This window comes from Saccharospirillaceae bacterium (assembly GCA_022448365.1).
Lineage (GTDB): Bacteria > Pseudomonadota > Gammaproteobacteria > Pseudomonadales > Oceanobacteraceae > Bacterioplanoides.
In genome coordinates this window covers 1370253-1383228 of sequence record JAKVCS010000003.1, presented here as the reverse complement: position 1 = coordinate 1383228, position 12976 = coordinate 1370253, and the positions used below count along the sequence as shown (strand labels likewise).

At 48.2% G+C, this 12976-nt stretch carries 10 protein-coding genes and 1 pseudogene; 9 read left to right on the top strand and 2 right to left on the bottom strand.

Annotation, left to right across the window (positions count from 1 at the left end):
• Position 1: 1 nt before the first annotated feature.
• From MK185_09900 to MK185_09860, 9 genes and pseudogenes are all read left to right on the top strand, one after another.
• Positions 2–1708 carry a GspE/PulE family protein gene (locus MK185_09900; GenBank protein MCH2040935.1) on the top strand — a complete coding sequence of 569 codons (1707 nt, stop codon included), beginning with the start codon at positions 2–4 and terminating at the stop codon, positions 1706–1708.
• Positions 1709–1710: 2 nt separating this feature from the next.
• Entirely contained in the window at positions 1711–2931 is a 1221-nt protein-coding gene (locus MK185_09895; protein MCH2040934.1) for a type II secretion system F family protein, read from the top strand.
• 96 nt (positions 2932–3027) lie between these two features.
• Positions 3028–3558 (top strand): hypothetical protein, encoded by a 531-nt coding sequence (locus tag MK185_09890; protein ID MCH2040933.1) that lies wholly within the window; start codon positions 3028–3030, stop codon positions 3556–3558.
• A gap of 13 nt (positions 3559–3571) precedes the next feature.
• Positions 3572–3727, top strand: a pseudogene (locus MK185_09885) (type II secretion system GspH family protein).
• A gap of 268 nt (positions 3728–3995) precedes the next feature.
• Positions 3996–4517 carry a type II secretion system GspH family protein gene (locus MK185_09880; GenBank protein ID MCH2040932.1) on the top strand — a complete coding sequence of 174 codons (522 nt, stop codon included), beginning with the start codon at positions 3996–3998 and terminating at the stop codon, positions 4515–4517.
• A gap of 40 nt (positions 4518–4557) precedes the next feature.
• Positions 4558–5058, top strand: coding sequence for a type II secretion system GspH family protein (locus MK185_09875; protein ID MCH2040931.1), 501 nt, complete (start codon positions 4558–4560; stop codon positions 5056–5058).
• Positions 5058–5870 (top strand): prepilin-type N-terminal cleavage/methylation domain-containing protein, encoded by an 813-nt coding sequence (locus MK185_09870; GenBank protein MCH2040930.1) that lies wholly within the window; start codon positions 5058–5060, stop codon positions 5868–5870. The genes MK185_09875 and MK185_09870 overlap by 1 nt, the downstream gene beginning before the upstream one ends.
• The gene (locus tag MK185_09865) at positions 5860–6276 is read left to right on the top strand and encodes a hypothetical protein (GenBank protein MCH2040929.1); all 417 of its coding nucleotides are present in this window, start codon (positions 5860–5862) and stop codon (positions 6274–6276) included. The genes MK185_09870 and MK185_09865 overlap by 11 nt, the downstream gene beginning before the upstream one ends.
• Complete coding sequence (locus tag MK185_09860) at positions 6273–10367, top strand: LamG domain-containing protein (GenBank protein MCH2040928.1); 4095 nt, start codon at positions 6273–6275, stop codon at positions 10365–10367. Before MK185_09865 ends, MK185_09860 begins: the two co-directional genes overlap by 4 nt.
• A gap of 82 nt (positions 10368–10449) precedes the next feature.
• On the opposite strand, the gene glnG is transcribed toward MK185_09860, so the two are convergent.
• A complete protein-coding gene (gene glnG, locus MK185_09855; protein MCH2040927.1) occupies positions 10450–11892 on the bottom strand; it encodes a nitrogen regulation protein NR(I) in 1443 nt (480 codons plus the stop codon).
• On the bottom strand, positions 11889–12968 hold the full coding sequence (gene glnL, locus MK185_09850) for a nitrogen regulation protein NR(II) (protein ID MCH2040926.1): 1080 nt from the start codon (positions 12966–12968) through the stop codon (positions 11889–11891). The genes glnG and glnL overlap by 4 nt, the downstream gene beginning before the upstream one ends.
• Positions 12969–12976 lie beyond the last annotated feature (8 nt).

Sequence of the window (12976 nt, the reverse complement as noted above, 5' to 3'; positions counted from 1 at the left end):
TATGGCACTACAGGCACGCAAAAAAGTTCGTATTGGCGACCTGCTCATGGAGAAAGGGCTGATTGATGAAGATCAGCTGATGAAAGCGTTAGCAGAGCAAAAGAAAACCGGAAAAAAAATTGGACGCGCAATCACTGATCTGGGTTTCGTTACAGAAGACCAGTTGCTGCAGGCATTGGCCGGTTATTTTAATTATCCACTGATTGATCTGGCTCGCTTCAAGTTAATTCCCGATTTGATTCAGCGCTTGCCTGAGACTCAGGCGAGGCGTTTTCGTTGCGTTATATTGGGTGAGGAAAATGCCGGATTATTGGTCGGTATGGCAGATCCTACTGATCTGATGACCATTGATGATCTTGAACGTATTCTGAAAAAACCGGTCATGCCCGCATTTGTTCGTGAGCAGGAGTTATTGTCTGTCCTGGATGCGTCTTATCGTCGTCAGGAGCAGATGGCAAGTATTGCTGGTGAACTCGAAGGTGAGTTGCAAAGCAGTGATTTTGATATCTCCGAACTGGCTCTCTCCAGCGATAGCAGTGAGGCACCGGTTGTTCGTTTGTTGCAGAACCTGTTCGAAGACGCGGTACAAATTAAAGCTTCAGATATTCATATCGAACCGGAAGAAAGTCAGCTACGCATTCGACTACGGGTTGATGGCGAGCTACAGGAGCAGGTTGTAAAAGAACGACGTGTTGCCTCCGCTCTGGTGTCCCGCCTGAAAATTATGTCTGGATTGGATATTTCAGAAAAACGTCTGCCTCAGGATGGCCGTTTTAATATTCGCGTATCCAACAAAAATATCGATGTGCGCTTATCAACTATGCCGGTTCAGTTTGGCGAGTCGGTGGTGATGCGTTTGCTGGACCAGAGTGCTGGCATGCTGTCGATGGCATCTCTTGGAATGCCTGCTGAATTGCAGCAGCGCTTTGATTATCTGATTCATCGCCCTCATGGTTTGATCCTGGTTACTGGCCCAACCGGCAGCGGTAAAACAACCACACTGTACGCAGCATTAACGTCGTTAAATACACCCGAAAAGAAAATAATCACAGCCGAAGATCCTATCGAATACCGCTTGCCACGTGTTAATCAGGTTCAGGTGAACCCCAAGGTAGGCTTAGAATTTTCCACCGTGTTACGAGCTGCTCTGCGTCAGGACCCGGATATTGTTCTGGTCGGTGAGATGCGTGACAACGAAACGGCGGAGATTGGATTGCGCGCAGCAATGACGGGTCACATGGTGTTATCCACATTACACACTAACGATGCAGCATCGGCTGCAGCACGCTTAATGGATATGGGGGTCGATAATTATCTGGTTGCATCGTCTTTACGTGCTGTGGTTGCCCAGCGACTGATTAAACGTTTATGTCAGCATTGCCAGCAGCCCCATGAAGTGAACAGCCAGGAAAAGGTGTGGCTTGATAATCTGGAGGCCGGAGCTTCCACCGCCCGGTTTACTGAAGGACGTGGTTGCCACCGATGTCAGAATACCGGATATCAGGGGCGGATTGGTATTTATGAACTGTTGGAAATTACTCCGGACATGTTGTCGAGCTTGCGACGTCAGGATAATCAGGGGTTCGCAGATGCTGCTGCTGACAGCCCGGGATTCCGCTCGTTATCGTTGAGTGCGCTTGATTACGCCCGTGCTGGTATCACCTCACTGGATGAAGTTTTCCGTGTTTCTGCCACTTTGGATGACTAATCATGGAGTTTGTATATACGGGGCGCGACACTCAGGGTAATAAAGTGGATGGTAGTCTCAGTGCCGTGAGTACGACTGCTGCAGTGACCACGTTGCAGGAACGCGGCATCGTGGTCACTGGCTTGGATGAGAAAACGACGAATACGGCGGTCAATAAAGATAAAAAATCAACAAAGCTCTTTAAAGATAAAGTATCCAGTGATGAGTTAATTCTCTTCACCCGGCAGCTGTATGCCCTAACAAAAGCAGGTATTCCGATTATTCGGGCTCTGAATGGTCTTGCAGAGTCCAGCAATAATGAGGCTTTGAAAGATCTATTGCGCGGTATCTCCGATTCCCTGATTAATGGCTCTGATTTATCAACGGCATTTCGGCAATACCCGAAAGTATTCTCGCCAATTTACATCAGTATGATTCACATCGGTGAAACAACCGGCAATCTGGATGACGCGCTTATTAAACTGGTTGCTCATCTGGAACTGGAAAGGGAAACGAAAAAACGTGTCAAATCGGCACTGCGTTATCCAACCATGGTTATCGCTGCCATGGTCGTAGCTATGATTGTCATCACCATGTTTGTCATCCCGAATTTTACCAGCGTTTTTGCCAAGTTGGGGGCTGATCTGCCATTTGCCACCCAGATACTGATGTACAGCTCTCAGTTTATGCAGGACTACTGGCCTGTTATTGGAATTGGTGTGACCGCCAGTTGGTTCATGTTTCGTCGTTACATTAAAACGGAACACGGTTGTTTGTGGTGGGATCGCAAAAAACTCAAATTACCCTTAATTGGCAGCATCTTCGAACGGATAGCTTTGTCACGGTTCTCCCGGTCTTTCTCGATGATGATGGCCGCTGGTGTACCCATCCTGCAAAGCCTGTCTATTGTAGCGGAGAGTGTTGGTAATAAATTCATCGGAAACGCAATTAACGGCATGTTATCGGGTGTCGAGCGTGGTGACCGATTAACAAACACGGCATCAGCCACGGGTTTATTTACACCACTTGTTCTTCAGATGATGGGGGTCGGTGAAGAGACCGGAGCGATCGATAAGTTACTGAGCGACGTGGCAGATTTCTATGAACAAGAAGTGGATTACGAATTGAAACAACTGGCAGACGCAGTTGAACCTATTTTACTGGCGTTTTTAGGGGTGTTAGTGCTTGTGTTAGCACTGGGTGTGTTCTTACCAATATGGGAACTCAGCTCTGCTGCCCGATAGTTTGAACTGCCTCACAAAATGTAATGGAAGAATTGTTTTATTTCGTAAGCTAAGCCCCAAAACTAAAACCGAGTGGACTACTCTTTAGATAAGCATATGAATAGTGATCTGTGTGGTAAAAACAAAGGTTATAGTTTGTTGCAGACAGGGCTTGCGCTGTCTGTTATGGCCGCCTTAGTCACCGTTTCATTACCAAGAATGCTTGATGTTGTTGAAGACGCAAAGGACGCAAAAGTTCGCGCGGTCGGTAGTAGTTTTAAAGCCGCCGTGTATTTAACCAGAGAAGCCTGGTACGCCGCAGGAAAGCCGAAAGGAGCATTGACGACTTTTGGTAAAGGAGATGTCGTCATGTCATCTTCCGGTTGGCCCGAGAAACGCATCAGTCAATCTGATACGGACAACGGATCAGCCAGCGGCGAGGCTACATGCCGAGATTTATGGCGGGCTTTGCTGGTTGATCGGGCTCCTGAGGTTGAAGTATCTGGGCTTAAAAAATCAACAACAGAATTTATTGCCGAAATGGATTCCGGTGTTTGTCGCTATCGCTATATCGATAGTGATATCGAGAGATTTATTCAATATAGCCCGGCTAACGGCCGGATTAAATGGCAAGTCCGATACAATTAGCAGGAGTCGGAATATGAAAAAACAAGCGGGTTTTACATTGATCGAACTGATCATGGTAATCGTTATTCTTGGTGTACTTTCGGCTTTCGCATTACCGCGCTTTGCCGACCTGGGCGGTGAGGCTCGTGAGGCCTCTATTCAGGGTGCATTAGGTGCTGCGCGCTCGGCATCCAACATCGCGCACGCTCAGTGGCTGGCCGATGGTGGAACCGGAACAACGGTTATTTTGGAGGGGGTAACCATTCAGATGCCAACAGGATCAAATGGTTACCCAGCGGCTGATAGTAATGAGGTTACCTCAGGCACAGCTACTTTTGGTCTGGCCGAAGCCGCTCAATTGAGCAGCAATGACTACACACTGGCACACGCCGCGGGTGTTCTGACGGTGACCCTGGGAACGTGCAGCTTTACTTATACCCAGGTCGATGGTGTGGTGAGTGCGCTCACTGGCGCCGGTGCCAGCGGCTGTTAAGCCGCACCCTTACATGCGACATGCGAAGGGATTCACCCTGGTTGAGCTGGTCATGGTCATACTGCTGATTGGCATCTTAAGTGCCATCGGCAGTAGCCTTTTTACTAACCAGGGAGTGTTCAGCGCATTTGCGGCCCGCGATCAGTTTTTAGCCATGGCGCTGTTGGCGCAAAAGCGGGCTCTCGCCGACGCCAGCAACAATACCGTTACGCTTACGATCTCTCAAAATTCCGATGCCTGGCAGTTAGATCTGGTTCAGGGAAGTGGTACGGGGCAGATAGTCTACCAACAGCGCACCGTTGATCGCGCCGGAGCATCGCTCTCTGTCGATGGTAGTCTGATGGTGAATGGTGCAAGCCAGGCTGTCAGTTACAACTCTGATGCGGAAACGGGAGTTAATCGTCAGTTCTTATTTGCTGCAGACAACAGCTATGCCTTTTGTCTCGCCTCTACCGGTTTTGCCTACACCGGTTCGTGCCAGCCTTAACGCTGACTCTCATAGGCCTGTTAAATACGGGAGATAGCCAATGATCCTTCAACGCTCTCGTAACAGTAGCCGCGGTGTGACTCTGATCGAGCTTGTTATCACCATTGTGATTATCTCTGTCGCTCTGGTTGCCAGCCTGTCGAGCTTCTCTGTTATTACTGGTCGTAATAGTAATGTTCTGGTGCAAAGTCGTGCGCTTGATCTTGCACAGCTGTATATGGATGAAGTCCTGTCAAAGAATTTTGACGAAGCGACCGGTAGCGGTGGGGCGCCAACCTACACTGGCAATTGTCGGATAACCGACGACGGGGAAGGTCGTGATAACTACGATGATGTAGATGACTTTAATGGTCTTAATGAGAGTCCGGCAACCATCAACAGTAATCTGGCAGCACTGTACAACAATTACACGGTTACTGTTAGCGTAAGCTGCGATGGTTCCGTGGGCGCTAACACCAACGGCAGTAAGCTGGTGCAGATAACCATCACTGATCCGATAGGTAACAGCAGTATTGTCAGTGCTTACAAGGGCAATTTCTGATGATCAGACAACGCGGGTTTACGCTGGTTGAACTGGTGATGGTGATTGTCATTATTTCGATTGTCGGGGCCGTTTCTGTTCAGTTTATCCGACACTCGTCACAGTCTGTCATTGACACAGCCGGACGTCAGCAGTTGGCCGCAAGTTCGGCCATTATTAACGAACAAATAACACGCGCTTTGCGCGACGCTTTACCCGGCAGCATTCGCACAACGGCGGATAATCGCTGCGTGGAATATATGCCAGTTGTTGCTGCTTCAACTTACACCAGTCTGACTACGGGCAGTCCGACAGCATCTTTTCAGGCGGTGCCGTACTCGATGACTCAGGAGATTAATGGGTATGTCTCCGTTTACCCATTGGCGGACAACAATCTATACGATTTGTCGAACCCCGGCGCTATCACGACAGTGTCAGAGACGTTGCCTGAAGGAAACTCCGTTGCCACTGGTAATCCAGTATCCGTTGCTCTTTCTCCTACTCATACTTTCAGTAACGCTTCACCGGTTGATCGCTTTTACTTATCGGCTACACCAGTCGCCATTTGCCAGCAGGGTAATTTTTTATATCGGTTTTCTGGTTATGGTTTCATCGCCAACGTGGCCAATCTTATTGCTTCATTACCGACAGACTTTGCTGGTGGACGCGAGGTGCTGGCCTTTCCCCTTGTGACTAACTCGTTAAGCTTCCAGATTAATGCGGCGACCCTTGTCCGTAATGGCGTTGTGACGTTTCAATATCAATTACAGAATACCCGCAACGGTGACACAATGGATTTAGTTCAGGAGGTTCACATACGTAATGTCCCCTGAATTTCATTTACCAAAGCAGCAAGGATTTGGATTACCGGCTGCAATCTTTGTTGTGACGATTTTAGCGTTAATTATTGCAGCAATGAGCAATATTCAGCGTAACTCTGCTGAAGGGATGACCTTGCAGATTCAGTCCAGTCGGGCATTTTACAGTGCTGAGTCAGGTATTCAGGTTGCACTGAATCTGTTGTTGCCACCGGATGGCAGTGCAGGCAGAAGCTGTGCAACCTCGCCTTTTTTCTACCAGCGCAATTTTACAGCCGCGGGACTCGGTAACTGCAGCGCCAGCGTTGTTTGCAGTTCTGTGACCGTTAATAGTGAAACTTATTACACATTGTCCAGTACCGGAGTCTGTGGCACCGGCATTGACCGGGCACAACGACAGATTGAAGTGAGGGCAAAATGATACGGTCTTTACTGCTTCTTCTGGTGCTGTTTTCATCTGAGCTTCTCGCAAGCTATGAATTAACCGAGCTTGAGGCTACGGCACTCGATGTCCCTGATGTTGTCAACGTCGTCTCCTGGGATAATACAGACACAGGCTATCCCAATGATGATGACAAAGTGGTCGTGAACATTGGCTTTAACTTTACCTTCGATAATACGCAGTACAGCCAGGTGCGTATTCTCACCAACGGCATGTTGCAATTTGGACCAGACCAGCGATTACATCGGGATTACCGTAACGAACAGTTACCAACGGACGAAGGGGACCGGATAATTGCGGTTTATTGGGATGATTTGGTTGATGATGGCAGTAGCCAGGTAACCTATGGTAATTCTGGTACGGCACCGAACCGAAAACTGATTGTTAACTGGACAAATGTCCGGGCTTATTCAAATAACCTGAGATACGACTTCCAGGTTGTTCTGTATGAAAACGGAGATATTCGTTACCGCTACAACAACAATACAGTAAACGGTCAGAGTGCAACGATTGGTCTGGAGATTGATGACTCTGATGCGATTCAGTATTCATTTAATCAGGTCAGTGTTGAAACAAGTTTTGATTTGCTATTCCGCAATAACTTACTGGTTCTGCCTGAGCCGGTAGCCAGCTATCGTTTCGATGAGGCGTCTTTTGATGGAACGCCCGGAGAGGTAACGGATAGTTCCGGAAATAACCTCAATGGCAGTGCTTTTAATGCTCTCAATACTCAGGATGCTTTGCCCGCAGTACCTGGTGTGGTTGGCAGTTGTCGATACGGTGAATTTAGCGGAGCCAGTCAATATGTTGAAGTCCCTGACAATAATCTGTTGGATTTTGAGTCAAGTTTTGCTGCCGCTGCCTGGATAAAAATTGATTCGATTCCGTCTTCTGGCTTCAAAACAATTTTATCTAAAGATGAAAATTATGAGTTTCATGTAAACCCCAGTGGCCAGATTAATTGGTGGTGGAATAGTTCCTCTGGTACGACCCGACAGATTAATTCCAGTACGACAATTTCAGCCGATACCTGGACTCATGTTGTTGTCAGCTATGAACCTGGAAACCAGGTTGTTTATATTAATGGAACGCCATCTGGCTCAGCGACATTTAATGAAAATTTACGTCAGAATTCAGATCCGGTGCAAATTGGCAGCGACCAGAACTTCGCCGGCCGATTCTTCAATGGTGATATTGATGAAGTTAATATTTTTGACCAGTTCCTGACGCAAACCCAGGTGGCTGAACTAATTGATCAAACACGTCCGTGTGGATCTGCTAACTTATGTGTCAGTAGCTTCCCTGATGGCATCAGTACTCACTCGGCAACGGGGGAAATCACCTTTGGTCGTGACAGTCGTTTGTTCTTCAGTCCGGATGACAGGTTGAATACGATAGCTGTGAATATCGATGGTGCATCGTCGAATCGCAGTTGTGTTGCTGTAGAATGCCAGGAAAATTCGACGCCGGTACCAACCACGGATGCCCCCACATTCCCAGATACCAGCAGTTTTACCACGGATGTTACGATTCCTAATTCCGGCAATAATGCGATTGGTGCAGTGACAAACCAATACCGAACCATCAGCGTTGGTAATTCGGCGATATTGGGGACATTCACCGGTCAGACGGATTTTTATATCGACCGGTTGGTGACGGGAAGCAATACGATTATTAATCTGGTGGCGGGTAATTATTGGATACGCGACCTTGATTTAGGCAATGCAAATACCATCAATGTTATCGGTACCGGAACAGTACGCATTTATGTACAAACCGATACAAATATCAATCGGGATCTGTTAGCCAACTCTGCCGCAGCCGGGCAGGCCCGTGATGCTTCTCAATTGTTGATTTATGCGTATGGAAATCTTGAATTTCAGCGCGATGCAACAATCAGTGGTACGGTTTATTCAGGGGGCAATCTTGAGCTGAATCGTGATTCTTATTTATATGGGGCGATGGCTGGTGCGAGTGTTGTTCTGGGGCGCGATAACAATGTGTATTATTTGCCATCGTCTCTCAGCAATACGGATTTTGGTGGCCTGTGTGAACCCGCTTCTTGCACGTTAGGGTCATTTAACATCTCTCAGCCAAATTACTCTCTGGCTTGCCCAATCTCAAGAGCGGCGATTCAGATTACGGCGATGTGTGACGACGCTCTAACAACCAAAGATGATTATGCTGGTACCATTAACTTATCCAGCTCTGAAGCCTCTCAGTCTGAGTTTTATGCAGCGTCTTCGGGCGGCAGCGATATCAGTAGTGTAACGCTCGACGGCAGTGAATCGGGGGTGACGACGGTTTATCTGTTTCATCAGAATGAAAATAACAACGTCGCGGTTATCGCCAGCGACACTGCAGCGTCTGTTTCATCCACCTCAACCAGTGAAACCGCTTTTCGTGCTAATGGTTTTACCGTCACTAATGCAGCCGACTTTGTCTGCGGCGGCTCGACATCATTCAGCATAACTGCCATTGGCCAGGATGCGTCGGGAACACCGTGTCAGGTGCTGGAGGGGTTCAGTGGTAACAAAGATTTTAAATCCTGGTTTGCCGCGGAATATAATCCTGGCAGTGCAGGAACGGAATTAGCCTCCTCAGCCATTGTCGTCAATAGCACAAGTGTCAGTGATCAAACTGAACCGGGTAGTAATAATCTGACGCTGAATTTCGTCAATGGGGTATCTAATGTATCGCTGCAATATCCGAATACCGCCCAGATTACCTCTCTTAATTTCAAACACGATGAACCGCCTTACGGTACCGCGCCGCTGCCAGACAATCTGACCGGTAGTGTCGGTCCTTTTGTGGTTTCACCCGCGCGCGTCGATTTAGCCATCAGTACTGCAAACAGTAGCTGCTCTTCAGCAGATGGCAGTTGCAGTGCGTTTGTCGCAGCGGGCTCCGGGTTTTCGGTGACTGCTACTGCTCAGTGCAGTAATGGTGCAACAGCAACGGACTATATCGGGACAACGAATCTAACTCACACACTGGTTGCGCCATCGGGTGGCGCACTGGGTGTCCTGGGGGTCACAAGTCTGACGATTGACAACATTGATAATGGCACAAAGGCATTATCGCAATCGGTGTCAGAGGTCGGTGTTTTTAACTTAATCAGCGCTCCCGCTAATTATTATGGAGTAACCGTTGCCACTGACACATTATCGAATGTCGGTCGGTTTATTCCCGCATCATTTGCTGTGACGGTTGATGACAATGGATCATTAGCACCGTTTTGTAACAGCGCAACATCATTCAGTTACAGCGGTCAGGACATTAATTGGTTGATTGCTCCGACGTTGATTTTCGAAGCCCGCAATGCTGGTGGATCTGCGACCACTAACTACACTCGAACAGCCGAGTTTATGAAGCTGGTAAATAATGATGTGTCGTTTCAGAGTTTGACTGCCGATACCACAGCGAACCGCACCGACGGTACTGATATTGCCTTAACATCAACGTTTAACAACGGCACCATTAATATTGATAACCCAGCCTCCGGCCAGGTGGAATATCAGCTCAGCAGCGGTGATCTGTTTACTTATACAAAAGAATTGCTGGCACAGGTTGCACCGTTTACTCCGGATCTGGAAATTATTCTGGATGAAGTCCGGGATTCCGACAATGTGACTCAGTCCGGCAGTGTGCCAGCCATTGAGCCGGCAGGAAACCAGCAGATTCGCTTTGGTCGTCTCTTTTTAAAAGACAGCTACGGCCCCGAAGTGGTGAACTTGAACATGCCATTACAAGCGGAGTATTTTTCCGGCAGTGGTTATATTTTCAATCAAGATGACAGCTGCACAAGTTATAGCTCAGCGAATGCCAGTATTACTAGCATATCTTCTGTGGTTGCCGGTAGCAGCAGTTTGATTGGCGGAAAATCGAATATTGAATTGGCCGCACCCACACCAAACACCGGTAGCGGCGTAGTGACCTATGATGCGCCAGTCTGGTTGGAAGGTGATTATGACGGTAATGGCAGTTTTGAAAATCCGTCCGCGACCGCGACGTTTGGTGTTTATCGGGGTCATGACCGGGTTATTTATTGGCGCGAAGTCACAAATTAATAAGAAAATAAAAGGGCCATGAAACATTTCATCGCCCTTTTATTTTTGTGACGGCAGACTTTGGTTTGCGCGTGATCAAACCTTAAAGATCATCATTTTCTTCTTCATGGTCAGCTTCGGCGCTGTTACCAAAGTCCATATTCAGCTCCTTGATCTTCCGTGTCAGCGTATTACGACCCCAGCCTAAAAGGTTTGCAGCGTCACGTCGTCGACCTGCTGTATGTTTCAGTGCTGTTTCAATCATGATACGTTCAAAAGCAGGCACGGCAGTATCTAATAAACCGACCACACCCGATGCCAGCTGCTGGTCAGCCCAATAGCGCAGTGCCTGCTCCCAGTTGCCACCAACCTGAGAGGCACTTTCCTGTTCGAGCAATTCTGGCGGTAAATCACTGACCAGCACTTCCCGTCCCGACGCCATGACGGTTATCCAACGACAGATATTCTCCAGCTGCCGCACATTTCCGGGCCAATCGAGTGACGATAAATACTCTTCGGTTTCTGGCTTCAATGTTTTTACTTCAACTTCCAGTTCTTCCGCAGCACGCTTCAGGAAATGTGTGAGTAATTTCGGAATATCTTCGCTGCGGTCTGCCAGGCGTGGCAGGTGGACACGAATAACATTTAAGCGGTGAAATAAATCTTCACGGAAGCGGCCTTCCTTCACCAGATTTTCGAGATCCTGGTGAGTTGCGGCAATAATACGAACGTTAACTTTTACTGGCGTGGTGCCACCAACGCGATAAAATTCACCATCGGCGAGTACGCGTAATAAACGGGTTTGAGTATCCGCTGGCATATCACCAATTTCATCAAGAAACAGAGTGCCCTCATTCGCTTGTTCAAAGCGACCACGACGTTGCCCTCCAGCCCCGGTGAATGAGCCTTTCTCGTGCCCAAATAATTCCGATTCAATCAGGTCTTTAGGAATAGCGGCCATATTCAAAGCAATAAATGGCGCGGCTGCTCGAGGGCTGTGTTTATGTAATGCATGAGCAACCAACTCTTTACCGGTACCGGACTCACCATTAATTAATACGGTAATATTGGATTGCGATAACCGACCAATGGCCCGAAAAACTTCCTGCATGGCCGGCGCTTCACCAATGATTTCCGTATTTTCCGGATCTTCCTCGGCCTCTGGCGTCTGAGCATTTAACTCGGCAAAGTGATCGATAGCGCGTTGGATAAGAGCAACAGCTTCGTCGACATCAAAAGGCTTTGGCAAATATTCGAATGCACCTTGTTGATACGACGAGACAGCGCTATCGAGATCTGAATGCGCCGTCATAATAATAACCGGTAACTGTGGATGTGCCTCTTTCGCTTCTTTCAGCAGCGTCAGTCCATCCATACCCGGCATACGAATGTCCGAGATAATTGCATCCGGATGCTCACGGCGCAGTTGCGCCAGTGCAGGTTCAGCCTGTTCAAATACGCGGGTTGTGATGTTGGCTTGCGCCAGGGCTTTTTCTAATACCCAGCGAATGGACTTGTCGTCGTCAATAATCCAGACCGTGCTCATAGGGTTTCCAAAGGTAAATAAATTGAGAAAGTGGTGTTTCCAGCATGGCTCTCGAATTCGATAATGCCATTAATCTGGTTAATAATGGATTGAGAAATCGACAGGCCCAGCCCCGTTCCTTCTGCCCGACCACTGACCATGGGGTAGAACAGATTTTCCTGTAATTCGGATGGAATACCCGGGCCGTTGTCGCAGATTTCCAGCTGGGCAACCAGACGATGGCGTTTATGGCCAATCGTAAATTGTCTTACCGTACGCGTTTTCAGTGATAATGTCGGTTTTTCAATTGCCGGCTGTGCCTCTAATAGCGCTTGCATCGCGTTACGACAAATATTCAGCAGTGCCTGAATCATCTGACCCTTATCGGCTTGCAGCTCTGGGATCGAAGGATCGTAATCGCGGTTAATAGTAATGGCATTATTCGACTCAACACTGACCAGCTGACATACCCGTTCAAGAATTTCGTGGACATTTACATCTTCTGTTTGCGGTATCTGGCGCGGCCCTAGTAGTCGGTCAACCAGGTCACGTAAACGATCGGCTTCTTCGATGATGATCTCGGTATATTCTTTTAAGGCTTCGGAAGGCAGCTCACGTTCCAGTAACTGTGCCGCTCCACGAATGCCTCCCAGCGGATTTTTAATTTCATGCGCCAGACCACGAACCAGATTGCGTGTGGTTTCCTGTTTAGCAATTAACTGTTCTTCTCGGCTGATCCGCATCAGACGATCACGGCCCTGCAGTTCGACTAATAGCGTTGGTAACTTGGTTTCCGGGTGCGCAACCGGGCTGACACTATAATCGAGCGTTACCTGATGTTGATTGTTCAACAGAATCGATGTCTCACGCTTGGTGTAGGAATGTCCGGATATTACCGATTGCTCAAGCGCCTGACGTGCTTCTTCCGATTCTTCCGCCAGTTCCCAGAACGGCACTCCTAAGCCTCTTTGACCACTCATTTCCAGCAGTGCCTCTGCTGCCGGATTCATATAAGTGACGACCAGGTCGGCATTCAGTAGCAACACCCCGGTATTCAGGTGTTCTAACAAGCGTTGGTTTACAATTGCACTGGCCAGCATCTTTA